Genomic DNA, 26481 nt, shown 5'->3' with positions numbered 1-26481 from the left:
CCTTGCCGGGGGCGGTCGTTGCTTCGCATCCTCCGGCGTCGCCGGAGACCGATTCGTCTTGTCCATTCCACCTGTCCGTCCCGCCGGCCCCTCCATCCTTCGCGGGAGACTCCCGTGCTGACGGCCCTGTCCATCCGCGACATCGTGCTGGTCGACGCGCTGGACCTTGAGGTCGAAAGCGGGCTGACCGTGCTCACCGGCGAGACCGGCGCCGGCAAGTCGATCATCCTCGACGCCCTGGGTCTGGCGCTCGGCGCCCGGGCGGAAGCGGGCCTGGTGCGGGCGGGTGCGAAACAGGCCTCGGCCACCGCCGTCTTCGCCGCGCCGGACGACCCGACCCTGATCGAGCTGATCTCCGAAAAGGGCTTCGAGGTCGCGCCCGGCGAGGAGCTGATCCTGCGCCGCACCCTGACCGCCGACGGCCGCAGCCGCGCCTTCGTCAACGACCAGCCCGCCGGCGTCGCCGCCCTGCGCGAGATCGGCCAGGCCCTCGTCGAGGTGCACGGGCAGCACGAGACCGTCGGCCTGCTGGACTGGAAGACCCATCGCGCCCTGCTCGACGCCTATGGCGGCCTGCAGCCGCAACTCGACGGGGTGGCCCGCGCCGCCGAACGCCTGAAGGCGGCCGAGCAGACCGTCGCGGCCCTGAAAGCCGAAGCCGCCGACGCCGCCGCCCGGGCCGGGGAACTGGCCGAGAACCTCGCCGACCTCGACGCCCTCGATCCCCAGCCGGACGAGGAGACCGAACTGGCCGGGGAACGCGCCATCCTCGGCGCCGCCGAGAAGGCCATCGCCGACCTCCAGGACGCCCGCGCCCAGCTGGGCGGCGACAAGCTGGCCCGCAACCTGGCCGCCGCCCTGCGCGCCGTGGAGCACGCCCGGCAGAGGGCGGGGCAGGCGGGGGCGGAGCCCGACCATCCCATCCTGCAGCGCCTCTCCGTCGCCGCCGAGGCCATCGACCGCACCCTCGTCGAGGCCCAGGAAGCCATCGCCGCCGTCGACGCGGCCGCCGACGCCTTCGACTTCGAGCCCGGGCGGCTGGACAAGGCCGAGGAGCGGCTGTTCGCCCTGCGCGCCGCGGCCCGCAAGCTGAACACATCCGTCGAACTGCTGCCGGTGCTGCGCGTCCGCTTCCGCGAGCAGCTGCGCCTGATCGAGGATGGCGCCGAGGCCATCACCGCCGCCGAGCGCGCCGCCGCCGCCGCCCGCGAGGCCTACGACATGGCCGCCACCCTGCTGACCTCGGCGCGCGAAGCCGCCGCCGAGCGCCTGATGACCGCGGTGATGGAGGAACTGGGGCCGCTCAAGCTGGAACGAGCCCGCTTCCGCGTCGCCTTCGAGCCGGTGGCCGAGGGCCGTCGCGGCCCCTTGGGCGTCGAGACGGTGCGCTTCGAGATCGCCACCAACGCCGGTACGGCCTTCGGCCCGCTCGACGCCATCGCTTCGGGCGGCGAACTGGCCCGCTTCGCCCTCGCCATGAAGGCGGCGCTCGCCGGCCGCGAGGACCAGCGCCAGCCGGTGATGATCTTCGACGAGGTCGACCAGGGCGTCGGCGGGGCCGTGGCCGAGGCGGTCGGCACCCGGCTTCAGCGCCTGTCGCAGGGCGCGCAGGTTCTGGTCGTCACCCACAGCCCCCAAGTCGCCGCCCGCGGCCACGTCCACTGGAAGGTGCGCAAGTCCGACGCCGGCGGCCTGACGACCACCACCGTCGATGCGCTGGACGAGACGCAGCGGCTGGAGGAGATCGCCCGCATGCTGTCGGGCGCCGTCGTCACCGACGAGGCGCGCGCCGCCGCCAGGGCGCTAATCGGCTAGGGGAGGGGGCTCAGGCCCCCTGCAGCACCTTGCGCAGCTGCGGGTGCAGCTCCGGATTCGCCGCCAGGATCTGCTTGCCGGCCTTCGGATCGCCGTCGGCGTCGATGGTCGTCACGATCCCGCCCGCCTCGGTGACGAACAGCAGGCCCGCCGCCACGTCCCACGGCTGCAGATTGCGCTCGTAGTAGGCGTCGTACCGGCCGCAGGCGACCCAGGCGAAGTCCAGCGCCGCCGAACCCAGCCGGCGGATGCCCGCCACCCGCTGCCCCACCGCGTGGATGTCCTTGATGGCCTGGGCGTGCCCCGTCTTGCCGATGAAGGGCAGTCCGGTGGCGATCAGGCTCTCCGACAGATCCTTGCGTCCGGCCACACGGATGCGACCGTCGTTGAGGTAGGAGCCCTTGCCCTTCTCGGCCCAGAACATCTCGTTCATCACCGGGTTGTAGGTCACCCCGGCCACGATCTCCGAACCGCCGTCGGGGGCGAACCGCTCCAGCGCCACGGTGATGGCGAAGTGCGGCATGGCGTGCATGAAGTTGGTGGTGCCGTCGATCGGGTCGACGATCCAGCGGTGCGACTTGTCGGTACCCTCGATCATGCCGCGCTCCTCGCCGAGGAAGCCGTAGCCGGGGCGGGCCTTGGTGAGCAGTTCGAACAGGGTCTGCTCGGCCTTGAGGTCGGCGGCGGTGACGAAGTCGCCCGGGCCCTTCCTCGACATCTGCAGGTTCGACACCTCGCCGAAGTCGCGCAGGATCGGCCGCGCCGTCTTGCGGACCGCGTCCATCATCACTTGCAGAAGGGCGGAGGCGAGGGCCATGGGAATCTCCTGGTCCGCAAGTCCTGAAAAGGCGCGCAGCCCGGACAGGCGGAGAAGTTCAAACGCTGGACGGCCCCGATGGAGCCGGAAGGATCAGTCGGCGCGGCGGACGTATTCGCCCGTCGTCGTGTCGACCACGATGCGCTCGCCGGCCGACATGTACGGCGGGATCATGATGCGCACGCCGTTGTCGGCGATGGCCGGCTTGTAGGACGAGGAGGCGGTCTGGCCCTTCACCGTCGGCTCGGTCTCGGCGACGGTCAGGGTCACCTGCTCGGGCAGCTCCAGGCCGATCGGCCGGCCCTCGTGCATCTCGATGACCACCTTCATGCCGTCCTGCAGGTAGGGGATGCGCTCGTCGCCGACCCAGTCCTTCTGCAGCTCGATCTGCTCGTAGGTGGCGTCGTCCATGAACACCAGGGCGTCGCCCTGCTCGTACAGGTACGAGAAGTCCTTCTGCTCGAGCGTGACGCGCTCGACCTTGTCTTCCGAGCGGAAGCGCTCGTTCAGCTTGTTGCCGGTCTCGAGGTTCTTGGCCTCGACGTTGGCGAAGGCGCCGCCCTTGCCCGGCTTGACGTGGCTGGCCTTGGTGACCACCCACAGCCCGCCGTTGTGCTGCAGGACCATGCCGGGCTTGATGGTGTTGCCGTTGATCTTCATGGAATCTCGGAGGTCTGGAGGCGCGGGCGTCCGACCGTCCGGCGCGCGCGAAATCGGGCGCAGTCCCTAGAGGAAACCACGGCGCCCGGCAAGGCGGCCGGGCTCAGTGCAGCGTCGGCTGCTCGTCGACCTTCTCCTGCACCGTATTGGCGATGCGGACCCCGCTGCCCATGGGCGCGGCCCACTGGCCCGCCTTCAGGTCGATCTTGCGGGCCTCGTGGGCGAAGGCCGCCGCCATGCCCGCCGTCGACATGGCCGCAGCGATCTGCAGGCCGCGGCTGGCCGGGCGCAGGGCGATCCACACGGCGTTCAGCGCCTGGGCCGCGGTCCACAGGCCGATGGCGCGACTGCGGGCGGGCGCCGGCGGAGCGTTCCACACCCGTAGCGCCGACAATGTGGTGGCCGAGAACACCGCCGGCAGGATCAGGCTCAGCGCCCCGCGCGGCCGCTCGGTCACCGGCTTGCCGCCGTCCGCCTCGTGCAGCGGCTGCGGCCGGATGGCCCGGCGGGCGAGGGTGGTGGCGGCGAAGGCGAAGCCGACAGTCAGCAGCGCCCCCAGCAGCACATGCCCGGGGTGACGGCCTTCGGCATTCAGGAAGTCCGTCGCCGCGTCCTTCGCATTGTCCACGGCCTCGTCGATCGCAACCATCCGGCTCTCCTTTTCCGCCCGGAACAATGATGCGCGAGAGGGCCGGTTCCGCATCCCGGGAGGAACGCGCTGTGGTTGCGCCGCCGCGAAGGTCGCGCTTACCGTCGCCCCAGGCGTATCGGGGGGATGGATGACGTCGCGCAGATTGTCTCAACTTTCGGCGGCGGCGCTGGCTGCACTGGCATGGTGGGTGTGCGTCTCCCGGCCGGGCGTCCTCGGGGACGAATTCGTCGCCGAGATCATCGCCGTGTTCGGCGTCCTGACGCTCATCCTCTTCGGGGCGGTGTTCCTGGCGCTGCGCTGGGCGACCGGGGGAAACGCGACCTACTGGACGATGCGAACGCCGGATCAGCTTCGCCCGATCGGCTGGATGATCGTCTCCACAATGGGCGTCATGTTGGCAGGCGGACGGGCGCTTGAGTGGATGGGTCGCCTTGATGCGCTTAGTGCGATAGTCGTCTCCCTCATCGCCTCGACGCTCGTGCCCGCCGCCTTCCTGCTGGCACGGGAGGTTCGCTGGCCGAGCCGGGTAGCGCGGCCGGGTTGGCCCTCCCTGCTCGTGCTCTGCGTCGTCGGGATCGGGATTGCGACGGCATGGAGTTGGGCGGCCTGGTCGTGGGCTCCGGATCGACTCGATCCTCCCTCGATCGGACGCGTTCTCTTCGTGCTTCCCGTCACCTTCCTCGCGGCCTCAATGGAAGAGGTGGTGTTCCGGGTTATGCTGATGACCGCCCTGCTGGAGCGCCTCGGCTCCCGGTTTGAAGCGGTGTTCCTGTCAGCGGTGGCGTTCGGACTGATGCACGTGCCGGGCGCCTTCGCGCAGCCGCTGTTCGAGGCGAACTGGCCGCTGCTCCAGATCGTCGCTTTCGACTACGCCCCCCAGTTTCTGATGCAGGTGCTGCTGGGGCTTTTCCTCGGCGTGCTCTGGCTCAGGTCAGGGTCGATCGCCCTGATCGCCGCCGTCCACACGCTCCTCAACCTCGGCAGCCATTTGGCCGTCGGCCTCTAGTTCCCCGTCGCGCTCCGGTCCGGGGCGATCTCGGTCATCGCGGACTGCAGGTAGTTCTGCTCGCCCAGCTGCTCGATCAGCTTGTGCTGGGCCTCGAGGAAGTCGATGTGCTCCTCGGTGTCGGCGAGGATCTCCGACAGGATCTGGCGGCTGACGTAGTCCTTCGCCGCCTCGCACTGGGCGATGCCGGCGATCTGGGCGTCGCGTCCGCCGAGCTCCAGCGCCAGGTCGGCGCCGAGGCATTCGAACACGTTCTCGCCGATCTTTAGCTTGTGCAGGTCCTGAAGGTTGGGCAGGCCGTCGAGGAACAGGATGCGCTTGATCAGCTTGTCGGCGTGTTTCATCTCGCCGATCGACTCGTCGTAGACGATCTGGCCGAGGTGCTTCAGCCCCCAGCTCTCGAACATCCGCGCGTGCAGGAAGTACTGGTTGACCGCGGTCAGCTCGTTGGTCAGCACCGCGTTGAGGGTGCGGATGATCGCGGGGTCGCCCTTCATGATCGTCTTCCCGTCGGCGGGGCGGTCGTCGACCTGACGCCCTGAATCACCCGTCGCTCGCCGCATTCATAACACGCGCCGCGCGAGTGTGTTCACCTGCGAACACTTCTCAGCACATTGAAAATGCGAGTAAAAGGCGTGTGCAGCTATTCGGCGGCGAGGGCGAAGGCGTCGCGGCTTTCGTCGATCATCTCGCGCATCTCGCAGACGCAGCGCGCGCACTGCGGCCGGCACTGGTGGCGGTCAAACACGTCCTTCGGCCGCGTCGCGCCCGCGTCGATGGCGGCGGCGACGTCGCGCTGGCGCAGACCGTTGCAGTTGCAGACGTACACGGCGGAAATCCGATGCGATTGCGAACAGTTCGCTATAGCCACGGGAATGAGGCGAATGCAAGTCGTTCGCATTCGGGAATTGTACGTAACCGATTGACGCACGGCCGACGGCGTCCCAATCCCGCGCCATGGCCAGAGAACCCGTCGCCCCGCCCCGTCCGCCGTGCCGGCTCTATCTGATCACCCCGCCCGCCATTCCCGATCCGGCGGCCTTCGCCGTGACGCTGGCCGAGGCCCTCGACGCCGGCGATGTGGCGGCGCTGCAGATCCGGCTCAAGGACGTCGACGACGCCGCCATCCTCGCGGCGGTCGCCGCCCTGGCGCCCGTGGCCCGCGCCCGGGGCGTGGCGGTGATCCTCAACGACCGCCCCGATCTCGCCGCCCGCGCCGGCTGCGACGGGGTGCACGTCGGCCAGTCCGACGCCTCCTACGCCGAGGCGCGGCGGATCATGGGGCCGCAGGCGATGATCGGCGTGACCTGCCACGACAGCCGCGAGCTGGCCATGGACGCGGCGGAGGCGGGGGCCGACTACGTCGCCTTCGGCGCCTTCTTCCCGACCGACACCAAGGCGACCACGCACCGACCCGATCCCGAGATTCTGTCGATCTGGCAGGAGACGGTGGAGACGCCCTGCGTCGCCATCGGCGGGATCACCCCCGCCAACGCCCCGGAGCTGGCGCGGGCCGGCGCCGACTTCGTGGCGGTGAGCTCGGCAGTGTGGAACGCCCCCGAAGGTCCGGCCGCGGCGGTGCGCGCCTTCGATGCGGCGCTGGCCGGCGCCTTCTGATTTTCAGGGGATATTAGGAAGCGCAGGGTAAGCCGGTCCGGTTTCCAGACGTCCGGACCCGACCATGACCATGAGCCCCGCGCTCGAGCCCCTGCCGGCGAGGCCCGTCCTCAAGGCGTCGCCCGTCGCGGCCCCGCTGGGCGCCCGGCAGCCGCTCGCGCCCGTGTTCACGGCCATGGCCGTGATGGTCCTCACCGTGCTCTCCCTGACGTTCGCGCGCTCGGCGGACATGGTCGCCGCCCTCTGGGGCTCGGCAGGCCTGGCGGTCGCGGTCTGGCTCCGCACCTCGCGCGGGCCGATGTACGACCTGTCCTTCGGCGGGCTCGCCGCGCTGGGTCTTGCGGCGGGCAATCTGCTGGCCGGCAACTCCACAGGGACGACGGCGATGTTCACCGTCGCCAACATGCTCGACATCTACGTCGCCGTGCTGCTGGCGCGGCGGTTCGCGCCGACGCTCAACCTCGCCAGCGTCGAGGGGGCGAGCCGCTTTTTGATAAGCGCCGCCGCCGTCGCGCCGCTGCCCGCCGCGGTCTTCGTCGGCGGCATGCTGTGGTGGATGAACGGCGCCGACTTCTTCGAGACGACCCAGACCTGGTGGTTCGGCCACGCCCTGAGCATCGCTGTCGTCGGCAGCTTCGGCCTGGCCGTCACCCGACGGGAGCTGGTGCGCTATCGGGCGTTTCCCCGGGCCGCGGAAGCGGCGGTCCTGCTCCTGGCGCTGACCGTCGTCGCCGCCACGATCTTTCTCCGCAGCGCCGCGCCCGTCGCCTTTCTGGTGCTGCCGCTTCTGTTGCTTGTCGCCGTCCGGCTAAGGGTGATCGGGACCACCGCCGGCCTTGTCATCATCACCGTTCTGGCAGTCGGCGGCAGCATGCTGGGCTACGGTCCCTACGCCGCCTTCCCGGGACCGGAGCGGGCCATGATGGCGCAGCTGCTGGTCCTGCTCGGCTACCTGCCCATCCTGCTCGTCGCCGCCCTGCTCGAGGAGCGGGACCGCCTCGGCGACCGGGCTCGCGCCGGCCAGGCTCGCGCCGAACGGGCGTCCGAGGCGAAGTCCCGGCTCCTGGCCAACGTGGCGCACGAGATCAAGAGCCCGGTCGGCGGCGTGATCGGCATCGGTGAACTGTGGAAGACCGGTCAGCTCGGTCCCGTGAATGCGACCCAGGCCGAAATGGCCGACATGCTCGTCAAAACGGCGCGTCAGGTCGAGTCGCTGGCCCACGACCTGCTCGACGTCGCCCGCGCGGAATCGGGGGCGGTGAAGGTCGAGCTGCGTCCGACCGACGTGCCCGGCGTGCTCGAAGACGTCCGCCGCGCCACCGCCTTGCGTCCGGAAGCCCAGGCGATCCGCTTCGAGATGATCAACGAGGGCGACGGCCTCATCGCCCTGGCCGACTCCCAGCGCCTCGCCCAGGTGGTCAGCAACCTGACCTCCAACGCGGTGAAGTACGGCCCGGCCGGCGGCGTCGTCGTCATGAGGGCCTGCCGGATTCACGACGGGGTGCGGCTTGAGGTCACCGACAGGGGCCCCGGGCTGACGCCGGAAAAGCAGGCCCAGCTCTTCGAGCCCTTCAACCGGCTGGGTCTGGAGCGATCCGCCGTCGAGGGCCACGGCATCGGCCTGGCCCTGGCCAAGCGCCTGGTCGAGCTGCAGGGCGGATCGATCGGCGTCGACTCGACGCCGGGCGAGGGAGCCACCTTCTGGGTCGAACTGCCCGCGGCCTGACCCCTTTCCGCAAGCTGAGGCGTTCCGTCGCGCGACAGGGCGCCGGGTGACAGGCGCCGCCTGCGGGCGTAGCCTTCCCGGGCCTCGCTGCTCGAAAGGGTATGGCCTTGGAATACGACGCCCTGATCCTGTCGCGGCTTCAGTTCGCTTTCACCGTCGCCTTCCACATCCTCTTCCCGGCTTTCACCATCGGTCTGGCGGCCTACCTCGCGGTGCTGGAAGGCCTGTGGCTGCGCACGAAGCGCGAGGCATACAAGACCCTCTACCTGTTCTGGGTGAAGGTCTTCGCCATCAGCTTCGGCATGGGCGTCGTCTCCGGCATCGTGCTCAGCTACCAGTTCGGCACCAACTGGTCGGAGTTCATCCGCCTGACGGGCGGGGTCATCGGCCCCCTGCTGGCCTACGAGGTGCTGACCGCCTTCTTCCTCGAGGCCTCCTTCCTCGGCGTCATGCTGTTCGGCTGGAAGAAGGTCGGGCCGAGGCTGCACTTCCTCGCCACCTGCCTGGTGGCGATCGGCACCTCCATCTCGGCCTTCTGGATCCTCTCGGCCAACAGCTGGATGCAGACCCCGGCGGGTTACGAGGTGCTGGCCGACGGCCGCATCGTGGCCACCAGCTTCATGGAGGCGATCTTCAATCCCAGCTTCCCGACCCGGCTGGCGCACATGCTGATCGCCGCCTTCCTGACCACGGCGCTCGTGGTCGGCGCCGCCTCGGCCTTCCAGCTGTTGCGAAACCGCGGCCAGGAGGAGAGCCGCCTGGCCCTGAAGATGGCCATCGGTCTGATCGCCGTGCTCGCCCCGGTCCAGGTGCTGGTCGGCCACGAGTCCGGCCTCGTCGCCAAGGACCACCAGCCGCAGAAGCTGGCCGCTATCGAGGCCTACTGGGAGACCGACGCCAACCACCCGCTGATCCTTTTCGCCATCCCCGACCGGGCCACGCAGTCGAACCATTTCGAACTGGCCATTCCCGGCGGCGGCGTGCTGGTCGCCCCTGCCGACGAGGTGGTTACCGGCCTCGACGCCTTCGCGCCGGAGGACCAGCCGCCGGTCTTCATCGTGTTCTGGAGCTTCCGGGTCATGGTGGGACTGGGTGTGCTGATGCTCGGGCTCGGCCTCTGGGGCGCCTGGCTGGTGTGGCGCAAGCGCTTCGCCGACGACCGGCTGTTCCTCCGCTTCGCCGTCCTCATGGGGCCGTCCGGCTTCGTGGCGGTGGTCGCCGGCTGGGTCGTCACCGAGGTCGGCCGCCAGCCGTGGGTGGTGCAGGGCCTCGTCCGCACCGCCGACGCCGTCTCGCCGGTGACCGCCGGCTCGGTCGCCACCTCGCTGCTGATCTACGTCACCGTCTACGCCATCGTCTTCGTCGCGGGCGCGATCTACGTCCTCCGTCTGCTGCGAGAGGGCCCGGTCGCCGGCGCCGCCGAGCCGAAGCCCGAGGGCCAGCGCGCCCCCGGCACCCCGCTCGCCGCCGCCCCCGAGGACGCTCCGGGAGATCCGTCATGAGCCTCGACCTCCCCCTGATCTGGGCCGGACTGATCGCCACGGGCGTGCTGCTCTACGTCCTGCTCGACGGCTTCGATCTCGGCGTCGGCATCCTGTTCCCCTTCTCGCGGAACAAGGAGGACCGGGACGTGATGATGAACACTGTCGCCCCGGTCTGGGACGGCAACGAGACCTGGCTGGTGCTGGGCGGCGGCGGCCTGCTGGCGGCGTTTCCGCTGGCCTATTCGATCGTCATGCCGGCCTTCTACCTGCCGGTGATCCTGATGCTCGCGGGCCTGATCCTGCGCGGCGTGGCCTTCGAGTTCCGCTTCCGCGGCCAGCGCCGCGGCCGCCCGTTCTGGACGGCCATGTTCGCCTTCGGCTCCATCCTCGCCGCCTTCGCCCAGGGTCTGATCCTCGGCGGCTTCATCCAGGGCATCGAGGTGGTCGACGACCGCTTCGCGGGCGGGACCTTCGACTGGTTCACCCCCTACACCCTGCTGGTCGCCGCCGGTCTGGTCTGCGGCTACGCCCTGCTCGGCGCCGCCTGGCTGATGTGGAAGACCGCCGACGAGCTGCACGGCGACGCCCGCCGCTGGGCGGTGATCTCCGGCGTGCTGACCGCCCTGTTCCTCGTCGGCGTCAGCCTTTCGACACTGGTGGTTCACCCGGTGGTGGCGGAGCGCTGGGGCTGGACCGGAGGGGGGCTCGATTTCGGCCGCTTCCTGCCGCTGGCCTGGATTCCGCTGCTCGGCCTCATCGGCCTGGGCCTGGTCGGCTGGGGCGTACGACGGGCCTCCCACGGCTGGCCCTTCGTCGGTGCGGTGCTGGTCTTCCTGTCGGGCTACGCGGGCCTTGCCGCCGGCTTCTTCCCCTATGTCGCGCCGTACAGCGTCGACTTCCGCGCCGCCGCCGCGCCCGACAACGCGCTCGCCCTGATGCTGGTCGGCACGGTGGTCATCCTGCCGCTGATCCTCGCCTACACCGGCTGGGTCTACTGGGTGTTCCGCGGCAAGGTCACGCCGGAGGCCGGCTATCATTAGGATCGAGCCCCCGCCCGGGCCCGGTGAATCTCCCGGCCCCCTGTGGAAGCGCCTGGCCTGGTTCCTCGGTCTCGCCGTCGCCGCCTCGGCGGTCACGGCGGCGGTCGCCTATGCGCTCAGGGCCTTGCCGTTCATGGGCTGAGGGAGGAAGGTCGCGGCCATGAAAGTCCTCGTACCCGCCGCCGCCTTCCTGCTTCTCGCCGGCGCCGCCGACGCCCAGACCGCTCCGCAGACGCCGCCCCCGCGTTCCGCCAGCGACCTGACGCGCGACCTCAACAGCGGCCCGCCGACCATCGAGGAGTACCTCGCCCGGCCGCCGGCGGCGACGACGCCACCGCCCGCTGCCCCGGCGACTCCGCCGGGCGCCGCGGTCCAGCCGGAACCGGCTCCCGCTCGGCCAACCCCGACTTCGCCGGCCCCGGACACCCGGCGCTCCTCAATTCCCGAACCGTTCGAGGCCCCGGGCGAGACCCAGCCGCCTCGCCCCGCCCCCATCCCCGTGGAGCCCTCGCCCGCCGCGCGCACCGCGCCCATCACGCCCGCTCCCCCGCCGGCGGCGCGGGTCGAGCCGCTCGCCCCGCCGGCCGCGGCGCCCGCCGCCGAGCCTGCCCCGCCGCCGACCCCGGCGGTCGCCGTCCTTGACGCCGCCGCGCGCGCCGCCCTGCCGTTCTCGGTCGAGCTTCCGGCCGGCTTCCAGATCGTCACCGGCCGCCCCGGCCCGGACTTCCGCATCTATACGATCCGCCGCGGGGAGCGGTCGTTCGTCATGGTCTACGTCGGCCCGGCTTCGCAGTTTCCGATCTACACGGGCGAGATGGTCGAGGCCGGCGGCCGCGCCAGCGTGGTCCTGACGGAGCAGGGCGCCCGCCACGCCGTCGAGCACCTGTTCCAGCGTGCGGAAGCCCCGCGTGAGATCCACGTCTGGACCATGACCCTCGATGGCGCCGACCGCGCCCTGGCGGAACAGATCGCCCAGTCGGTGGACGTCCGCTAGGCGTCGGAAATCGGCGCTCGACGCCGAATTCCGCGTGCAATGTCGTGAAGCCGGCGGAACTTCCTCGCCTTCGCGACCACTCTATCTGGACCTCCAGCCTCTTTTGGCCGCTGGAGGCTGAGAGAATTCGGCACAAGCAGCTGCGCACTCCCGCCCCGCCGCCGGAGTGCTTCCATGCTCAGAAACCACACCATCGCCGGTATGCGGGATGCGGATTTCGCCGCCCTGGTCCCCTGGCTGACAGAGCGTCGCGTGGACCGCGGCGAGATCCTCGTCGAGCAGGGCGCCATGGTCGACACCGTGCATTTTCCAACCACGGCCTACCTCGCCAACACCGTCACCTTCAGCGACGGCCGCTCGGCCGAGACCTTCATCATGGGCGTCGAAGGCGTTTCCGCCCTGCCGCCCTTCCTCGCCGAGGCGCCCTGCGGCTGGGCGGTGGAGGTGAAGGCGTCCGGGTCGGTGTTCTCGGTTCCCGCCCGCGTGCTGAGGGCCCAGGTGGAGGTGAGCGCCGATCCGCGGCGCGACCTGCTTCGCCTGTGCAACGACTATCACGCCCAAGCCGCGCTCGGCGTCGCCTGCGCCGCCCTGCACGACGCCCCGTCGCGCCTGGCCCGCTTCCTTCTCGTCCATGCCGACCGGGCCGCATCCAACGAGCTGCGCCTGACCCAGGAAGACCTGGCCACCTTGCTCGGCGTGCAGCGGACCACCGTCAACGCGGCCGCGATGTCGCTCAAGGCGGCGGGGTCGATCCGCTACAGCCGCGGAGTCATCCGCATCATCGACCTTCCGGCCCTCAAGCGGGCCGCCTGCGAATGCTACGACCTGCACCATTCTCTGCTGGGCGGCCGGGAGCACGGCGCACGACCCGGTCTTCCGGGCCGAGCCGCAACCCCCGGAGCCCCGCAAACACCAGCACCTCCATCGCCGGGGCCGTCGCCCACCGCCTGAGCGTCGCCTCGTACGGCGGCCGCCGCCAGTCGTGCGGGCGGGTCGGGTCGCACTCGACGATCAGCCGCGTCCCGCCGGCTTCGCTATGCAGCACGAAGCCGGCGACCGTCGGCTTCCACTCCGGCCCCAGGGCGTCGGTCAGCAGCCACAGGCAGTTGAACACGCGGCAGTCGTCGGGTCGTTCGCCATAGATCGCGCAGCCTCCGGCCTTCGAGAAGTGCCGGCACCACTTGCCCGCCGGTTTGGCCAGCGCGGTCACGCCCATGATCTTGCAGCACAGGCCGCAGTCGCCGCAGGCCTTGGCGGCGGGGCTCAGGTCTCCGACCACACCGCCAGCTCGTTCCCCGCCGGGTCGCGGAAGTGGAAGCGCCGCCCGCCCGGGAAGGCGAAGATCGGCTTCACGACGATCCCGCCAGCCGCCTCGACCTTCGCCGCCATCGCCTCGAGATCGGCGGCGTAGAGGATCGGCAACGGCTGGCGAACCGCGTCAGACTGGGCGTCCAGCCCGCCGTCGATGCCTTCGTCGAAGGCGGCGTATTCGGGCCCGTAGTCCTGGAAGGTCCAGCCGAAGGCCGCGCCGTAGAAGGCCTTGCTCGCCGGCAGGTCGCCGCCCGGCAGTTCGATGTAGTCCAGCTTTCCGTCTTCACGCATCCGTGTCGCTCCTGTCGGATCGCCATCCGGTTTCCGACTTGCCACGGCCGCCCGTCTGCGGAAACCTGAGAATCGTTCTCACAAACAGGAGTCGGCCGATGATCGTGCTGACCATCGGCCGGACCGCCCTGGCGCGCCTGATGAGCCTCGACGGCGACCTACAGCACCTCGCGCCGCGACAGGTGCAGGACCAGCAGGACCAGCGCCACGGCGCCCAGTCCGGCGCCCAGCCCCAGCGCCGTGTTCACCCGCCACGCTTCGGTGGCCAGCATGTTGACCGGCATCTGCCACGGCAGGACCACTCCCTGTTTCGCTGAGGTCGCCACCACCGCGAAGAAGGTGCCGCCGATGCCGACCGCCAGCCCCGGCACGAAGCTGGCGAATCGTAGCGCCGTCCACAGCTGCACCGCGATCAGCAGCAGGGCGGCGGCGAACATCATCGCCAGCGTCCGGGCGTAGCCGGCCAGCTCGAACGGACCGGTCGGCCGCAGCTGCGGCTTGATCGCCGCGGCCAGCTCGACCGCGGCCCAGGTCAAGCCCAGCACCGCCGCGCTCATCGCCGCCACCAGCGCCAGCACGCAGGCCGCCTTGCCGGCGTAGATCTTCCAGCGGGCGACCGGCAGGGCGCGCAGGTGATCCCACGACCGCGGCCCGTGCTCCATGTGCGCCACCAGCGCCGTCAGCGCCGTGACGCTCATCGGCAGCATGAAGAAGGCCCAGATGCCCATGGCGCTGGTCATCCACATGTCCCACGGCGCCGGCTGCTTGCCGCGCAGCATGTTGAAGAAGACGAAGACCGCGATCAGCGTCGGCGCCGCGACCGCCAGCAGGGCGGCCAGCGAGCGGTTCAGCTTGCGGATCTCGACGGACAGGACGGCCAGCATCAGGCGAACTCCGGCTGCGGTTGAACAGGCTGTTGGGCGGCGGAGGAGGGGCTGGAGACGTCGCGGTAGATGCCCTCCAGCGAACGCGGCCGCGCGCCGATGGAGAAGACCGCGACGTCCGCCTCGACCAGCGCCCGGTTCAGCGCCGCCGCCGCGGTTTGCGCGTCCTCGCCGGGCTTCAGCCGGGCGACGAGCCCGGCGTCCGCGGTCGCCACCTCGAACCCCCGCGCCGTCGCCAGGGCCGCGCCGCGCGCGGCGTCGTCGACGGCGAAGGCGATCTCCGGCGCCAGCTCGGCCTTCAGCCGGGCCAGCGCGCCCTCCAGCACCAGCCGTCCCTGGCTGAGGATGCCGACGTGCGTCGCCGTCTGCTCGATCTCCCCCAGCAGGTGGCTGGACAGCAGCACCGTGGCTCCGGTCCGTTCGGGCAGGCTGCGCAGGAAGCGGCGCATGTCGGCGATCCCGTCCGGGTCCAGTCCGTTGGTCGGCTCGTCGAGGATCAGCACCGGCGGCGCGCCCAGCATGGCCCGGGCCAGTCCCAGCCGCTGGCGCATGCCCAGCGAGTAGCCCGCCACCCGCCGGCCCGCGTCGGCGGTCATCTCGACCACCTCCAACACCCGGTCGATCTCGCTCTTCGGCAGGCCGAGCAGCGTCCGCGTCAGGTCGAGATTCTCGCGCCCGGAGAGGTTGCCGTAGAAGCCGTGCGCCTCCAGCAGTGCGCCCACCTTCCGGGCCGCGCCCATCCGGTCGGCGCCGACGTCGACGCCGCCGACCCGCGCCGTCCCGGCGTCCGGCCGGATCAGCCCCAGCAGCATCTTCAGCGTCGTCGTCTTGCCCGCGCCGTTGCGGCCGAGAAAGCCGTAAACGGCCCGCTCGGGCACGACCATCGACACGGCATCCACCGCCATGCGGCGGCCGAAGCGGCGGGTCAGGCCCTGGGTCTCTATCGCCGGCGCAGTCATCGCCGCCTCCCTGTCGTTTAACTCTTACATAAAGTTGCGGAGCGCGTGCCTTTAAGTCAAGATTAAAGAAACGACAGATTCGGAGACCCCTCGTGAGCCGCGCCGACATCGACCGCTTCCGCCTGCGCTGCCGCCAGTTCCGCTGGCTGGCCATCTTCATGGTGGTCAGCGTCGGGGCGCTGCTGGCCCTGATGCACGTCATCGCCCCGGCGGTGATGGCGGCGCGCGGCGACCCCGGCCCGGACGGCCGCTGGCTCGCCGGCGCCATCTGGGCCCTGCCGACGGTCTTCTACCTGTTCGCGGTCTGGTCGATCGGCTCGGCCATGGGCCAGCTGGCGAAGGGCCGGCTGATCCAGCCGACGCTGGCCAGCGCGCTCCGCCGCGTCGGCCTCGCCCTTGGCGTCGGCGGCCTGCTCAGCGTGTTCGGGATCACCAACCTGTCCCGCCTGGTTCAGGGCGGGACCGGCGGCTGGGCGTATTTCGATGTGCCGGGCATGACGCTCGGCATGATCGGCGGGGCCCTGTTCCTGCTCGGCGGCGTGGCCGAGCAGGCGGGCCGGGTCCAGGCCGAGCTGGACGAGATGGTCTGATGCCGGTGCGCGTGACGCTGGACGAACTGATCGTCCGCAAGGGCCTCAAGGCCCGCGACCTGGCCCGCGAGGTGGGCCTCAGCGAGACCCAGCTGTCGCTGTTCCGTTCGGGCAAGGTCAAGGGCATCCGCTTCCGGACCCTTGCCCGGCTGTGCGCCGCCCTCGACTGCCGCCCCGGCGACCTCCTCGACTACGCCTTCGATCCCGCGGATCTGGAACCGGCCGAGGAGGAGTAGGGGGCGCTGGCGTCAGGCCAGCTCCACCGCCATGGCCACGGCCTCGCCGCCGCCGATGCACAGCGACGCCACGCCCTTCTTGCCGCCGCGCGCCTCCAGTGCCGACAGCAGGGTGGCCAGCACCCGCGCGCCCGAGGCGCCGATCGGGTGGCCCAGCGCCGTGGCGCCGCCGTTCACGTTCAACTTCGCGCGGTCGATGCCCAGCTCCTGCATGGCGATCATGGCGACCACGGCGAAGGCCTCGTTGACCTCCCACAGGTCGACGTCGTCGACCGACCAGCCGGCCTTCTCCAGAGCCTTCTTCATGGCCGGCACCGGGGCGGTGGTGAACAGGCCCGGCTCGTGGGCGTGGGCGGCGTGGCTGACCACGCGGGCGACGATCGGCAGGCCCATGGCCCTGGCCACGCTCTCGCGCGTCATCACCAGGGCGGCCGCGCCGTCCGAGATCGACGAGGCGTTGGCGGCGGTGATCGCGCCGTCCTTCGAGAAGGCGGGGCGCAGGGTCGGGATCTTGGCCGGATCGGCCTTCAGCGGTTGCTCGTCCTTCGAGACCACCTCGACGCCCTTGCGGGTCTTCACCTCGATCGGAACGATCTCCTTGTCGAAGGCCCCGCTCTCGATCGCCTTGCGCGCCCGGTTCAGGCTTTCGATGGCGTAGTCGTCCATCTGCTCGCGGGTGAACTGGTACTGGCTCGCAGTCTCCTCGGCGAAGGCCCCCATCAGCTTGCCCGGGGTGTAGGCGTCCTCCAGCCCGTCCAGGTACATGCTGTCCGAGATGACGTCGTGGCCGATGCGGGCCCCGCCGCGGTGCTTGGCCATGACGTAGGGCGCGCCGGTCATCGACTCCATGCCGCCGGCCACGATCACGTCGGCGGTGCCGGCCTTCAGGGCGTCATGCGCCATCATCGCGGCCTGCAGGCCCGAGCCGCACATCTTGTTCACGGTGGTGGCCTCGACGTGCTGGCCCAGCCCGGCGCCGATGGCCGCCTGCCGCGCCGGAGCCTGACCGAGGCCGGCGGGGAGGACGCAGCCCATGAAGATCTGCTCGACCTTCGCCGGATCGACGCCGGCCCGCTCGACCGCCGCCTTCACCGCCGTCGCGCCCAGATCGGTGGCCCTGGCCCCCGACAGCGCGCCCTGGAAGCCGCCCATCGGCGTGCGGGCGAAGGAACAGATGACGACGGGATCGGACATGGGAGCATCCTCATTCAAAACGTTCGGCGGTTAGATCGTCCCTTTCCGCCGCAGGTGCAAGATGACTCTTGCCGCAGCGCAGCATCAGCCGGCCGCGGGAAACCACGCTGGCAGCCGGACCTGCACGCCCCGACCCTCCACCGTCAGCGCCCCCTCCAGCCGGTCGAGTCGCAACAGGGCCATCGCCGCCCCGGCGCGGCCGGTCAGCACCTCGCCGGCCCGCAGGTCGCCGTTCAGCACCTCGGCCCCGAACGGCGGCGGCGGCCCGTCGAACGCCAGCGGCAGCATGCGGTTGCGGATCGTCCCCCGCCGCTTCATTCGCGAGGTCGTCTCCTGCCCGACGAAACAGCCCTTGGCGAAGTCGATCCCGTTCAGCAGGTCGAAATTCGCCTCGATCGGATAGGTCTTGTCCGGGACCGCGTCCGCCGCCGGGTCCGGAACCCCCCGCGCCAGCCGGTGCGCCTGGAAGTCGTCCTCGTCGGCGGTGGTCGCCGCCTCCCCGCCGTAGCGCCGTCCGCCCAGCGCCGGCAGCCGCGGGTCGGGGGCGAACCCGTCCGCCGTCCCGTCCCAGGCGGCGAACACCGGGGCGTCCACCGGCTCCACCGTCGCCTGCGCCCGCAGCCGGTATATGGCCAGCCGCTGCAGCAGCGCCTCGCGCCGGTCGGCGGCGACGTCCAGCAGCACGCCGTCCGCCTCGCCGAACAGGAACAGGTCGAACAGCAACCGCCCCGGCGGCGACAGCAGGGCCCCGAACCTCAGCTCCCCGGCCGCCAGCGTCTCCGCGTCCTGGGTCAGCAGATTGTGCAGGAACGGCCGGGCGTCCGGCCCGCGAACCCGGACGAGGGCGCGGCTGTCGAGGCGGGCGATGCGGGTCATGCCGCGGAGATAGGGCTGCGGGCGACGGCGGCCAAGCGTTCAGCCTTCGACGGCGTAGCGCGCCGTGATCCCGTCCGCCTGCCAGTCATGCTGCGCCAGCCGGTCCAGCGACCGGATCACCCGCTCCGCGAAGGCGGCGGGGTCGCCCGCCTCGATCGCCGGCCGCAGCCAGTCCGTGACCACCGCCCGCGCCGGATAGCTCCCCACCGGCCCCGGGACGCTCAGCGCCACCTCGATCCCTTCGGCCAGCCACCCGGCGACCACGCCGAACAGCTCCGGCGAGGCCAGCATCTCCGTCCGCCGCACCACGAACAGGGTGATCACCCCGTCCTCGATCCCGTCCGGCCGCACCACGATGCCGCTGCGGTCCGGCCGCCACTCGTCCGACAACTCGATCACCCGCCAGAGACAGAACCAGGTCCGGCACGTCTGCGGCCGGATGGCGTGGACCCGGCAGCCGGCGCCGTCGACGCAGTAGGCGCACAGCTCGCCCGTCGGCTTGGCCAGCTCGGGAAGATCCAGCGGGATCACCCGGCAGCACTCGACGCAGCCGCCGCATTCGCGCCCGGGCAGGAGGGGAAGGGACATCGCCGCTCCCTCGGCCGAACCGTCGCCGGGGTCAACATGTCGCGCCGCCGGGACCATCCACAGCCAAGTGGCTCCGGGCGCGCCGTGGCGGCGCTCCCCGGCCCTTGAACCCCGGAGAATCCGTCTACGATCCCGCCATGACGGCCCGCTTTCCCATCCTCTACCTCGCCGAGGCCGACCCCGAGGAGGCCATCCTCTCCTCGGGCGCCCTGGCGTATCTGGTCGAGGCCATGCCGCAGGCCAGCTTCACGGTCGTCGGCTCCCCCGCCAGCGCGCCGCTGTTCGCCGACACCCCACGCCTCGACCGCCTGATCGTGCTCGAGAAGGAGGGGCGGCTGGACTGGCTGGGGCTGTGGAACCAGGTCCGCGCCACCCGCTGGGGCCTCGTCGTCGACATGCGGGGCACCCGCTTCTCCGACAAGCTGAAGCGCCAGAAGCGCGCCGTCCGGCGCGAGGACGAGCCGGGCGTGCACAAGGTCGAACTGGCGGCGCGCGTGCTGCAGCTCGACGAGGCGCCGCCGCCCCGACTGTACGTTTCCGAGGCGACCCAGGCCTCGGTCGACCGGCTGATCCCAGATGACGGGGCGCCGCTCCTGGCCATCGCGCCCGGCGCGGAGTGGATGGGCAGGCAGTGGCCGGCCGAGCGCTACGCCATCCTCGCCTCCAGTCTGGCCGGCCCCGACGGCCCGCTGGCCGGCGCCCGCGTGCTGGTGATCGGCGACGAGGGCGACCGCGGGGCCGCCCACACCATCCGCCTTGCCATGCCCCGCGGCCGCACCCTTGAGCTGCAGGGCCGGCTGTCGCGTCTCCAGGCGGTCGCCGCCCTCCGCCGGGCAGACCTCTATCTCGGCGGCGACTCGATCTGGACCCACCTGGCGGCCGCCGCCGGGGCGCCCGTCGTCGCCGCCTTCGGCCCGTCCGACGACGCCGTTCGCGGGCCTTGGGGCGGCACGGTGGTGCGTGGGCCACGCTCCGTCGCCGAGTTCCGCAAGATCGACCCCGGCCTCAACCAGGCCATCCAGCACATGAACGAGGTCTCCGCCGAGCGCGTTCTCAAGGCGGCTCGCAAAGTCCTGGCCGAGCGCGTAAACGCCGGGTCATGACCCGCACCTTCGACCTGATCGTCCGCGGCGGCGACGTCGCCAACCACGCCGGACACGGGAAGGCCGACGTCGGCGTGATCGACGGCCGCATCGCCTTCATCGGCGACCTGTCGCAGGCCTCCGCCGGCGAGACCTTCGACGCCGCCGGCCTGACCGTCCTGCCCGGCGTCATCGACACCCAGGTCCACTTCCGCGAGCCCGGCCTCGAATGGAAGGAAGATCTTGAGACCGGCTCCCGCGCCGCGGCGCTGGGCGGCGTCACCGCCGTGTTCGAAATGCCGAACACCGAGCCCAACACCACCGACCCGGACACCCTGCAGGACAAGCTGGACCGCGCCCGCGACCGGATGTGGACCGACCACGCCTTCTACATCGGCGGCACCCACGACAACGCCCGCTTCCTCGGCGAGCTGGAGCGGCTGCCGGGCTGCTGCGGGGTCAAGGTGTTCATGGGGGCCTCGACCGGCACCCTGCTGGTCGCCGACGACGACGGGGTGCGCGAGGTGCTGCGCCATGTGAAGCGCCGCGCCACCTTCCATTCCGAGGACGAGTACCGCCTCGCCGAGCGCCGCCCGCTGGCCCGCGCCGGCGACTGGACCAGCCATCCGGAGGTGCGCGACCCCGAGAGCGCCATCCTGTCGACCCGCCGCCTCGTGCGGCTGGCGCAGGAGACCGGCGCCCGCATCCACGTGCTGCACGTCACCACGGCGGAGGAGATCGACTTCCTCAGCCACCACAAGGACGTGGCCACCGTCGAGGTGACGCCCCAGCACCTGACCCTCGACGGCGACGAGGCCTACGAGCGGCTCAAGGGCCTGGCCCAGATGAACCCGCCGATCCGCAATGGGCCGCACATCGCCGGCCTGTGGCGCGGCATCGAGCAGGGCGTCGCCGACGTGCTGGGCTCCGACCACGCCCCGCACACCCTCGAGGAGAAGGCGCGACCCTATCCCGCCTCGCCCTCGGGCATGCCGGGGGTGCAGACCCTGGTGCCGGTCATGCTGACCCACGTCGCCAACGGGCGGTTGAGTCTCGACCGGTTCATCGACCTGACCTCGCACGGGGCCAATCGGGTGTTCGGCATCGCCGGCAAGGGCCGCATGGCCGAGGGCTATGACGCCGACCTGACCATCGTCGACCTGAAGGCGAAGCACGTCCTCCGGCATGCGGACATGGCCACCCGCTCGGGCTGGACGCCGTTCGACGGCATGGAATGCACCGGTCAGGCGAAGGCGACCATCGTCCGCGGCCGGGTGGTCATGCGCGATGGCGAACTTCAGGGAACGGCCCATGGCCGGCCGGTGCGTTTCCAGGAGACCCTGGCCTGACGGGAACCTCCTGACTCCCCGGCGATTCCGTCAGGGCGAAAGGAGATTGCCATGAGCAAGCGCGAACTGATCGAGCCCACCCCCGGCGACAAGCGCTACGCCCGCCGCGACGAGGAGGGCCGCTTCACCGAGATGGTCGACGTCGGCAAGTCGCTGGCGCAGGACCAGCGGCGGCAGGCGAAGCACGAGGCCCCGAAGGGCCAGGGCGACCGCGGCGACCGCCGGCACTAGATCGAGAAGCTGACCCCGCAGCCGCAGCTGGAGGCGGCGTTCGGGTTGCGCACCACGAACTGCGCCCCCGACAGGTCGTCGACGAAGGCGATCTCCGAGCCCTTGAGAAAGGGCAGGGACACCGGGTCCACCAGCGCGGCCTGGCCGTGCGCCTCGATGCGGACATCATCGGGCTCCGACGCCTCGACCAGCTCAAGCCGGTACTGGAAGCCGGAACAGCCGCCGCCGTCGACGGCGACGCGGAGCATCACCGGCCGGCCCTCGGCCTCGCCGAGCTTCGCCAGTCGGCGGGCGGCGCTTTCGGCCAGGGTAAGGCCATGGCCGGCGGAGGCCGGCGAGATCTCGAAGGACGGGGCGGATTGGACGGTGCTCACGCGGCTCTATATGAGGCGGGCGCGGCCGTTCGCAAAGGCCCGCCTCCAGCCATGAGCCGCCGACGTTGATCCCCGACCGCGCGCCTTTCGCCGAATACCCCGAGCACAGCCGGGGCCGGCTCGTCCCCGAACCGATCAGCCGCACCCGCAACGCCTTCGCGCGCGACCGCGACCGCATCATCCACGCCACCGCCTTCCGTCGGCTCAAGGAGAAGACCCAGGTCTTCGTGGCCCACGAAGGCGACCACTACCGCACCCGTCTGACCCACTCGCTGGAAGTGGCGCAGATCGCCCGCTCGATCGCCCACGCGCTCCGGCTCGACACCGACCTCGCCGAAACCGTCGCCCTGGCCCACGACCTCGGCCATCCCCCGTTCGGCCATTCCGGCGAGGACGAGCTGCAGGCGCAGATGTCGGCCTGGGGCGGCTTCGACCACAACGTCCAGACCTTCCGCGTGGTGACCAGGCTGGAGGAGCGCTACCCCGGTTTCGACGGCCTGAACCTCAGCTGGGAGACGGTCGAGGGCGTGGTCAAGCACAACGGCCCGGTGGCGCACCGCCTCGACGAGCCGGCGTGGAAGGCCATCGTCGATTATACCCAGGGCTGGGACCTGCGGCTGGACACCTTCGCCTCGCTGGAGGCCCAGGCGGCGGCCATCGCCGACGACATCGCCTACAACAACCACGACGTCGATGACGGGGTGCAGGCGGGCCTGTTCACCCTCGACGACCTCGCCGGTGTCCCGCTGATCGGCCCCGTCCTGCACGGCGTGCGCCAGGACTGGCCGGGCATCGACGAGCGCATGGTGCGCATCGAGGCGGTGCGGCGGATGATCGGCGTCATGGTCGAGGACGTGCTGGCCGAGACCGAACGCCGGATCGAGGCCGACGCGGTTCGCTCCACCGAGGACGTCCGCACCGCCCGCCGGCCGATGGTGGCCTTCTCGCCGGCCATGCTCGCCGACCTCGGCGTGCTGCGGAAATTCCTCTTCGAACGGATGTACCGACACTATCGGGTCAATCGCACGCGCAGCCAGGCGCGGCGCATCCTGGCGGAGATGTTCCGGCTGTTCATGGCCGAGCCCGAGACCCTGCCGCCCGAATGGTCCGGCAAGGCGCTGGCCGGGGACGAGGCGCGCAAGGCCCGGGCGGTGTGCGATTACATCGCCGGCATGACCGACCGTTACGCCATCGAGGAGCATCGCAAGCTGTTCAGCCTCGACCTCGCCCTCGATCTGTGATTCGAAAGCCGGGGCGGGGCGGTTAGGATGGTCACGCGGCGCGTCGATTCGCGCCGGGACCGACTCTCGAAGGCGCGGCCATGTCCCACGAAGACCCCTATCGTCCGAACCCCGGCCGCGACCGCGGCGCCTACACGCCGCCGACGGACGACGACCTGCCCTTCAACCGGCAGGGCTACGACCCGCGCCGGCCGGCCGGCGGCGGGGGCGGCAAGGCGCCGCCGCTGACCCTGATCATTTCGGCCGCCGTGCTCCTGCTGCTGATCATTGCGGTGGTGGTCTACTACCGCGCCGGCCCGCGCTCCTCCGACGACGCCCCGCCCGCCGTCGGCACGCCGGTCGGAGAGATCACCGGCCCCGCCCCGCTCGACGCCCAGCCGGTCGACCCGGCCGAGGGCATCGACGTCTATTCGGAGCCGGAGCTGCCGACGGACGCCCCGACTTTCACCCCGCCCCCGGAGACGGTGCAGCCGCGCCCGGCTCCGGCGCCGGCCGACTCCGCGCCGTCGCCCGCTCCTGCCCGCCCCGCCCCGACCACGCCCGCGCCGCCGGCGAAGAAGGCCGAACCCGCCGCGCCTGCCGCCGGCGGAACCTCCGGCGTCCAGATCGGCGCCTTCTCGACCCCGACCCTGGCCGAGAGCGAATACAACCGCGTCGTCGGCCGCTATTCGCAGTTCACCGAGGGCGCCAGCCGCCGGGTCCAGGAGGTCACCGCCTCGAACGGTTCGACCGTCTACCGCACCACCGTGTCCAGCCTCAGCCGCGAACAGGCGACCGGCCTGTGCAACGCCATCAAGGCCTCCGGCGGGGACTGCATCGTCCGGTGACGCGTTCGGCGGCGATCTACGGCTGCTCCGGGCTTCGGCTGACGGCGGAGGAGAGGGCCTTCTTCGCCGACGCCCGGCCGTGGGGCTTCATCGTCTTTCGCCGCAATGTGGACGATCCCGACCAGCTGCGCGCCCTGACGGCCGAGCTGCGCGAGACGGTGGACGACCCCGAAGCGCCGATCCTGATCGACCAGGAGGGTGGCCGGGTCCAGCGCATGGGCCCGCCGCACTGGCCCAAATACCCGCCCGGCGACGCCTTCCTGAAGGCGACCAACGATCCCTTGGCGGCGCGCGAACTGGTCCGGCTCGGAGCGCGGCTGATGGCGCACGACCTGCGCGGGGTCGGGATCACGGTGGACTGCCTGCCGGTGCTGGACGTGCCGGTGCCCGGAGCCCACGACATCATCGGCGACCGGGCCTACGCCCGCGATCCGGCTACGGTGGCGCAACTCGGCCGCGCCGCCGCCGAGGGCCTGCTGGCCGGCGGCGTGCTGCCGGTGATCAAGCATATGCCCGGCCACGGTCGCGCCTTCGCCGACAGCCATCACGACCTGCCGGTGGTGCACGCCGACCTCGCCCACCTCGACGCCTGGGACTTCGCCCCCTTCCGCGCCCTGTCCGACATGCCGCTGGCCATGACCGCCCATGTCGTCTTCGACGCCGTCGATCCGAAACGCCCCGCCACCACCTCGAAAAAGGCGGTCAGGCTGATGCGCCGGGACCTCGGCTTCGGGGGACTGATCCTGACCGACGACCTGTCGATGAAGGCCCTGTCCGGCGCCCTCGCCGAGCGTGCCGAAGCCGCCCTGAAGGCCGGCTGCGACGTGGTCCTGCACTGCAACGGCGACCTCGGCGAGATGCGGTCGGTGGCCGAAGGCGTCGACAGGCTGAAGGGCAAGGCCGCCCGCCGGGCCGAGGCCGCCCTGGCCCGGATTGTCCGGGAACCCGAGCCGTTCGACCCGCTGGAGGGCCGGGCCCGCTTCGACGCTCTCATGAGCGGCCGCCTCGATGTCGCCCGAGGCCCCGATGTCGGGGAGGCGCAGGCATGACCTCCAGCGGCGCGAAGCGCGCCAGGTCGCTGAAATGACCGAGGCCTTCCAGCCCAACCTCGACTTTTCCGCCGTCGAGCAGGCCGACGCGCGCGACGCCTTCGTGGTCGATCTCGAGGGCTACGAGGGTCCGCTGCACGTCCTGCTGGCCCTGGCCCGCACCCAGAAGGTCGACCTGCTCAAGCTGTCGATCACCCGCTTGGCGGAGCAGTACCTCGCCTTCGTGCACGAGGCCCGGCGGCGCAACTTCTCGCTCGCCGCCGATTATCTCGTCATGGCCTCGTGGCTGGCCTACCTGAAGTCGCGCCTGCTGCTGCCCCGCACCGACAAGGGCAAGGGCGACGAGATCCCGGCCGAGGAAATGGCCGCCGCCCTGGCCTTCCGCCTGCAGAAGCTGGAGGCCATGCGCAAGGCGGTGGAGGCCATCCAGTCGCGGCCGCAGCTCAAGCGCGACGTCTTCGTCCGCGGCGATCCCGAGGCGACGGTGATCGTGCCCTCCGATCGCATCGACGCCAGCCTCTACGAACTCATGGCCGCCTATGTGCAGCAGCGCCGCCGCGAGGAGCAGCGCCGCTACAGCCCCGGCCAGCGGGTCGAGGCTTTCCCGCTCGAGGCCGCGCGCGACTGGCTGCGCGAGGTCCTGCCCCGGCTGGAGCAGTGGACGCCGCTTGAGAAGATCGCCCCCGAGAAGCATGGCGGCGAGGGGCCGTCCCAGGCCAGCTACACCGCCTCCACCCTGTCCGCGAGCCTCGAACTGGTGAAGGAGGGAGCCATGGACGTGAAACAGGCCGAGCCCTTCGCCGACGTCTTCCTCAAGCGCCGCGGCCGGGGCCAGCCGCTGGAGTTGACGCCGTGAGCCTGCAGTTCGCCCCCGACGAAACCGAGATCGAGCGCCGCGTCGAGGCCCTGCTGTTCGCCGCCGCCGGACCGCTGTCAGCCGCCGAGATCGCCCGCCGCCTGCCCGAGGGGGCCGACGTCGGCGGGGCCATCTCGGCCCTGCGCGACCGCTACCAGGGCCGCGGCGTCGAGCTGGAGTGCGTCGCCGACCGCTGGCGCTTCCGCACCGCGCCCGACCTCAGCTTCATGATGACCGAGGAGCGCGAGGAGCCACGACGCCTGTCGAAGGCCGCGCTCGAGACCCTCGCCATCATCGCCTACCACCAGCCCTGCACCCGCGCCGAGATCGAGAGCGTGCGCGGCGTCTCCCTGTCGAAGGGCACCCTCGACCTGCTGCTGGAGATGGGCTTCGTCCGGCTCAAGGGCCGCCGCCGCACCCCCGGCCGGCCGGTGACCTACGGCACCACCGACCGCTTCCTTGAGCACTTCAGCCTCGCCAGCCTGTACGACCTGCCCGGCGTGCAGGAGATGAAGGCCGCCGGCCTGCTCGACCTGTCCATCCCCGCCGGCTTCGAGGTCCCCGACCCCACCCGCGTCTCCGACGAGGACGAGACCCCGCTGCTCCCCGGCGAGGAGGACGCGCCCGAGTTCGCCCAGGACTTCGTCGGCGAGGAGTGAGTATTCCTCCCCCGCAGGGGGAGGGGGACCGCCCGCAGGGCGGTGGAGGGGGCCTTTCCGCCGCCGTCGCCGC

General features: G+C 71.2%; 30 protein-coding genes. 18 read left to right on the top strand and 12 right to left on the bottom strand.

The genetic code is table 11. The features are described from left to right. Positions 1–114: 114 nt before the first annotated feature. Positions 115–1815, top strand: a complete 1701-nt coding sequence (gene recN, locus BM333_RS06710; RefSeq protein ID WP_092308790.1) for a DNA repair protein RecN — start codon at positions 115–117, stop codon at positions 1813–1815. A 10-nt stretch (positions 1816–1825) separates the two neighbouring features. Here the strand turns inward: recN and BM333_RS06705 are convergent, their stop codons facing one another. The 3 genes from BM333_RS06705 to BM333_RS06695 all read right to left on the bottom strand — a co-directional run bounded on the left by BM333_RS06705 (position 1826) and on the right by BM333_RS06695 (position 3941). Next, complete coding sequence (locus tag BM333_RS06705) at positions 1826–2632, bottom strand: inositol monophosphatase family protein (RefSeq protein ID WP_092308787.1); 807 nt, start codon at positions 2630–2632, stop codon at positions 1826–1828. A gap of 93 nt (positions 2633–2725) precedes the next feature. Beyond that, positions 2726–3292 carry an elongation factor P gene (gene efp, locus BM333_RS06700; RefSeq protein WP_092308784.1) on the bottom strand — a complete coding sequence of 189 codons (567 nt, stop codon included), beginning with the start codon at positions 3290–3292 and terminating at the stop codon, positions 2726–2728. A 103-nt stretch (positions 3293–3395) separates the two neighbouring features. Continuing rightward, positions 3396–3941, bottom strand: coding sequence for a tryptophan-rich sensory protein (locus tag BM333_RS06695; RefSeq protein WP_092308781.1), 546 nt, complete (start codon positions 3939–3941; stop codon positions 3396–3398). A gap of 130 nt (positions 3942–4071) precedes the next feature. On the opposite strand from BM333_RS06695, the gene BM333_RS06690 reads away from it, so the two are divergent. Continuing rightward, on the top strand, positions 4072–4950 hold the full coding sequence (locus BM333_RS06690) for a CPBP family intramembrane glutamic endopeptidase (RefSeq protein ID WP_092308778.1): 879 nt from the start codon (positions 4072–4074) through the stop codon (positions 4948–4950). Here the strand turns inward: BM333_RS06690 and bfr are convergent. Next, on the bottom strand, positions 4947–5447 hold the full coding sequence (gene bfr, locus BM333_RS06685; protein WP_092308775.1) for a bacterioferritin: 501 nt from the start codon (positions 5445–5447) through the stop codon (positions 4947–4949). The two genes, BM333_RS06690 and bfr, sit on opposite strands and share 4 nt — an antisense overlap. A 146-nt stretch (positions 5448–5593) precedes the next feature. Next, on the bottom strand, positions 5594–5779 hold the full coding sequence (locus BM333_RS06680; RefSeq protein WP_092308772.1) for a (2Fe-2S)-binding protein: 186 nt from the start codon (positions 5777–5779) through the stop codon (positions 5594–5596). A gap of 128 nt (positions 5780–5907) precedes the next feature. On the opposite strand from BM333_RS06680, the gene thiE reads away from it, so the two are divergent. The 6 genes from thiE to BM333_RS06650 all read left to right on the top strand — a co-directional run bounded on the left by thiE (position 5908) and on the right by BM333_RS06650 (position 12762). Beyond that, the gene (gene thiE / locus BM333_RS06675; RefSeq protein ID WP_092308769.1) at positions 5908–6567 is read left to right on the top strand and encodes a thiamine phosphate synthase; all 660 of its coding nucleotides are present in this window, start codon (positions 5908–5910) and stop codon (positions 6565–6567) included. 64 nt (positions 6568–6631) lie between these two features. Next, positions 6632–8293, top strand: a complete 1662-nt coding sequence (locus tag BM333_RS06670) for a sensor histidine kinase (protein WP_092308766.1) — start codon at positions 6632–6634, stop codon at positions 8291–8293. A 101-nt stretch (positions 8294–8394) separates the two neighbouring features. Continuing rightward, a complete protein-coding gene (locus BM333_RS06665) occupies positions 8395–9795 on the top strand; it encodes a cytochrome ubiquinol oxidase subunit I (RefSeq protein WP_245777176.1) in 1401 nt (466 codons plus the stop codon). Next, positions 9792–10817 carry a cytochrome d ubiquinol oxidase subunit II gene (gene cydB / locus BM333_RS06660; protein WP_092308763.1) on the top strand — a complete coding sequence of 342 codons (1026 nt, stop codon included), beginning with the start codon at positions 9792–9794 and terminating at the stop codon, positions 10815–10817. The genes BM333_RS06665 and cydB overlap by 4 nt, the downstream gene beginning before the upstream one ends. Positions 10818–10977: 160 nt before the next feature. Further along, positions 10978–11811, top strand: a complete 834-nt coding sequence (locus BM333_RS06655) for a hypothetical protein (RefSeq protein ID WP_092308759.1) — start codon at positions 10978–10980, stop codon at positions 11809–11811. 174 nt (positions 11812–11985) lie between these two features. After that, complete coding sequence (locus BM333_RS06650) at positions 11986–12762, top strand: Crp/Fnr family transcriptional regulator (protein WP_092308756.1); 777 nt, start codon at positions 11986–11988, stop codon at positions 12760–12762. 312 nt (positions 12763–13074) lie between these two features. Here the strand turns inward: BM333_RS06650 and BM333_RS06640 are convergent, their stop codons facing one another. From BM333_RS06640 to BM333_RS06630, 3 genes are all read right to left on the bottom strand, one after another. After that, positions 13075–13413 (bottom strand): VOC family protein, encoded by a 339-nt coding sequence (locus tag BM333_RS06640; protein WP_092308753.1) that lies wholly within the window; start codon positions 13411–13413, stop codon positions 13075–13077. Positions 13414–13571: 158 nt separating this feature from the next. Further along, entirely contained in the window at positions 13572–14297 is a 726-nt protein-coding gene (locus BM333_RS06635; RefSeq protein WP_092308750.1) for an ABC transporter permease, read from the bottom strand. Continuing rightward, entirely contained in the window at positions 14297–15256 is a 960-nt protein-coding gene (locus BM333_RS06630; RefSeq protein WP_092308747.1) for an ABC transporter ATP-binding protein, read from the bottom strand. Before BM333_RS06630 ends, BM333_RS06635 begins: the two co-directional genes overlap by 1 nt. A 92-nt stretch (positions 15257–15348) precedes the next feature. On the opposite strand from BM333_RS06630, the gene BM333_RS06625 reads away from it, so the two are divergent. Next, the gene (locus BM333_RS06625) at positions 15349–15846 is read left to right on the top strand and encodes a DUF2975 domain-containing protein (RefSeq protein WP_092308744.1); all 498 of its coding nucleotides are present in this window, start codon (positions 15349–15351) and stop codon (positions 15844–15846) included. Beyond that, positions 15846–16082: a helix-turn-helix domain-containing protein gene (locus BM333_RS06620; RefSeq protein ID WP_092308741.1), complete on the top strand. Its 237-nt coding sequence runs from the start codon at positions 15846–15848 to the stop codon at positions 16080–16082. Before BM333_RS06625 ends, BM333_RS06620 begins: the two co-directional genes overlap by 1 nt. Before the next feature lie 12 nt (positions 16083–16094). On the opposite strand, the gene BM333_RS06615 is transcribed toward BM333_RS06620, so the two are convergent. The 3 genes from BM333_RS06615 to BM333_RS06605 form a co-directional block, all read right to left on the bottom strand. Continuing rightward, positions 16095–17276, bottom strand: coding sequence for a thiolase family protein (locus BM333_RS06615; RefSeq protein WP_092308738.1), 1182 nt, complete (start codon positions 17274–17276; stop codon positions 16095–16097). Positions 17277–17360: 84 nt separating this feature from the next. After that, complete coding sequence (gene ygfZ / locus BM333_RS06610) at positions 17361–18152, bottom strand: CAF17-like 4Fe-4S cluster assembly/insertion protein YgfZ (protein ID WP_092308735.1); 792 nt, start codon at positions 18150–18152, stop codon at positions 17361–17363. Between the two features lie 39 nt (positions 18153–18191). Then, positions 18192–18740: a hypothetical protein gene (locus tag BM333_RS06605; protein WP_092308732.1), complete on the bottom strand. Its 549-nt coding sequence runs from the start codon at positions 18738–18740 to the stop codon at positions 18192–18194. Positions 18741–18877: 137 nt separating this feature from the next. On the opposite strand from BM333_RS06605, the gene BM333_RS06600 reads away from it, so the two are divergent. The 3 genes from BM333_RS06600 to BM333_RS06590 are packed head-to-tail and all read left to right on the top strand — an operon-like array spanning position 18878 to position 21402. Further along, positions 18878–19843 carry a glycosyltransferase family 9 protein gene (locus tag BM333_RS06600; RefSeq protein WP_092308729.1) on the top strand — a complete coding sequence of 322 codons (966 nt, stop codon included), beginning with the start codon at positions 18878–18880 and terminating at the stop codon, positions 19841–19843. Next, positions 19840–21171, top strand: coding sequence for a dihydroorotase (locus BM333_RS06595; protein ID WP_092308726.1), 1332 nt, complete (start codon positions 19840–19842; stop codon positions 21169–21171). The genes BM333_RS06600 and BM333_RS06595 overlap by 4 nt, the downstream gene beginning before the upstream one ends. A 51-nt stretch (positions 21172–21222) precedes the next feature. After that, positions 21223–21402: a hypothetical protein gene (locus BM333_RS06590; protein WP_092308723.1), complete on the top strand. Its 180-nt coding sequence runs from the start codon at positions 21223–21225 to the stop codon at positions 21400–21402. Here the strand turns inward: BM333_RS06590 and erpA are convergent. Next, positions 21399–21776 (bottom strand): iron-sulfur cluster insertion protein ErpA, encoded by a 378-nt coding sequence (gene erpA / locus BM333_RS06585; RefSeq protein WP_092308720.1) that lies wholly within the window; start codon positions 21774–21776, stop codon positions 21399–21401. The genes BM333_RS06590 and erpA overlap by 4 nt on opposite strands. 65 nt (positions 21777–21841) lie before the next feature. Between erpA and BM333_RS06580 the strand changes: the two genes are divergently transcribed. The 5 genes from BM333_RS06580 to scpB all read left to right on the top strand — a co-directional run bounded on the left by BM333_RS06580 (position 21842) and on the right by scpB (position 26408). Then, complete coding sequence (locus BM333_RS06580; protein WP_092308717.1) at positions 21842–23017, top strand: deoxyguanosinetriphosphate triphosphohydrolase; 1176 nt, start codon at positions 21842–21844, stop codon at positions 23015–23017. 80 nt (positions 23018–23097) lie between these two features. Further along, on the top strand, positions 23098–23844 hold the full coding sequence (locus BM333_RS06575; protein ID WP_092308714.1) for an SPOR domain-containing protein: 747 nt from the start codon (positions 23098–23100) through the stop codon (positions 23842–23844). Next, entirely contained in the window at positions 23841–24893 is a 1053-nt protein-coding gene (gene nagZ, locus BM333_RS06570) for a beta-N-acetylhexosaminidase (protein WP_092308711.1), read from the top strand. The genes BM333_RS06575 and nagZ overlap by 4 nt, the downstream gene beginning before the upstream one ends. A 34-nt stretch (positions 24894–24927) precedes the next feature. Beyond that, complete coding sequence (locus BM333_RS06565) at positions 24928–25749, top strand: segregation and condensation protein A (protein WP_092309625.1); 822 nt, start codon at positions 24928–24930, stop codon at positions 25747–25749. After that, entirely contained in the window at positions 25746–26408 is a 663-nt protein-coding gene (gene scpB, locus BM333_RS06560; protein WP_092308708.1) for an SMC-Scp complex subunit ScpB, read from the top strand. Before BM333_RS06565 ends, scpB begins: the two co-directional genes overlap by 4 nt. Positions 26409–26481: the final 73 nt, after the last annotated feature.

It is taken from the genome of Brevundimonas viscosa (genome assembly GCF_900116065.1).
In the GTDB taxonomy this organism is placed as follows: Bacteria; Pseudomonadota; Alphaproteobacteria; order Caulobacterales; family Caulobacteraceae; genus Brevundimonas; species Brevundimonas viscosa.
Note: the sequence above shows the minus strand (reverse complement) of the source record. Positions and strands in the feature narration are given on the sequence as shown.

Bases quoted from the DNA above. Each gene is read 5' to 3' on its own strand.
- BM333_RS06565 (WP_092309625.1), top strand. From the start codon at position 24,928: ATGACCGAGGCCTTCCAGCCCAACCTCGACTTTTCCGCCGTCGAGCAG.
- BM333_RS06600 (WP_092308729.1), top strand. From the start codon at position 18,878: ATGACGGCCCGCTTTCCCATCCTCTACCTCGCCGAGGCCGACCCCGAG.
- BM333_RS06670 (WP_092308766.1), top strand. From the start codon at position 6,632: ATGACCATGAGCCCCGCGCTCGAGCCCCTGCCGGCGAGGCCCGTCCTC.
- BM333_RS06655 (WP_092308759.1), top strand. From the start codon at position 10,978: ATGAAAGTCCTCGTACCCGCCGCCGCCTTCCTGCTTCTCGCCGGCGCC.
- BM333_RS06640 (WP_092308753.1), bottom strand. From the start codon at position 13,413: ATGCGTGAAGACGGAAAGCTGGACTACATCGAACTGCCGGGCGGCGAC.
- bfr (WP_092308775.1), bottom strand. From the start codon at position 5,447: ATGAAGGGCGACCCCGCGATCATCCGCACCCTCAACGCGGTGCTGACC.
- BM333_RS06690 (WP_092308778.1), top strand. From the start codon at position 4,072: ATGACGTCGCGCAGATTGTCTCAACTTTCGGCGGCGGCGCTGGCTGCA.
- BM333_RS06595 (WP_092308726.1), top strand. From the start codon at position 19,840: ATGACCCGCACCTTCGACCTGATCGTCCGCGGCGGCGACGTCGCCAAC.
- BM333_RS06615 (WP_092308738.1), bottom strand. From the start codon at position 17,276: ATGTCCGATCCCGTCGTCATCTGTTCCTTCGCCCGCACGCCGATGGGC.
- BM333_RS06630 (WP_092308747.1), bottom strand. From the start codon at position 15,256: ATGACTGCGCCGGCGATAGAGACCCAGGGCCTGACCCGCCGCTTCGGC.
- BM333_RS06575 (WP_092308714.1), top strand. From the start codon at position 23,098: ATGTCCCACGAAGACCCCTATCGTCCGAACCCCGGCCGCGACCGCGGC.
- BM333_RS06650 (WP_092308756.1), top strand. From the start codon at position 11,986: ATGCTCAGAAACCACACCATCGCCGGTATGCGGGATGCGGATTTCGCC.
- ygfZ (WP_092308735.1), bottom strand. From the start codon at position 18,152: ATGACCCGCATCGCCCGCCTCGACAGCCGCGCCCTCGTCCGGGTTCGC.
- BM333_RS06590 (WP_092308723.1), top strand. From the start codon at position 21,223: ATGAGCAAGCGCGAACTGATCGAGCCCACCCCCGGCGACAAGCGCTAC.
- BM333_RS06705 (WP_092308787.1), bottom strand. From the start codon at position 2,632: ATGGCCCTCGCCTCCGCCCTTCTGCAAGTGATGATGGACGCGGTCCGC.
- BM333_RS06635 (WP_092308750.1), bottom strand. From the start codon at position 14,297: ATGCTGGCCGTCCTGTCCGTCGAGATCCGCAAGCTGAACCGCTCGCTG.
- BM333_RS06665 (WP_245777176.1), top strand. From the start codon at position 8,395: ATGGCCTTGGAATACGACGCCCTGATCCTGTCGCGGCTTCAGTTCGCT.
- BM333_RS06605 (WP_092308732.1), bottom strand. From the start codon at position 18,740: ATGTCCCTTCCCCTCCTGCCCGGGCGCGAATGCGGCGGCTGCGTCGAG.
- thiE (WP_092308769.1), top strand. From the start codon at position 5,908: ATGGCCAGAGAACCCGTCGCCCCGCCCCGTCCGCCGTGCCGGCTCTAT.
- BM333_RS06695 (WP_092308781.1), bottom strand. From the start codon at position 3,941: ATGGTTGCGATCGACGAGGCCGTGGACAATGCGAAGGACGCGGCGACG.
- efp (WP_092308784.1), bottom strand. From the start codon at position 3,292: ATGAAGATCAACGGCAACACCATCAAGCCCGGCATGGTCCTGCAGCAC.
- BM333_RS06620 (WP_092308741.1), top strand. From the start codon at position 15,846: ATGCCGGTGCGCGTGACGCTGGACGAACTGATCGTCCGCAAGGGCCTC.
- cydB (WP_092308763.1), top strand. From the start codon at position 9,792: ATGAGCCTCGACCTCCCCCTGATCTGGGCCGGACTGATCGCCACGGGC.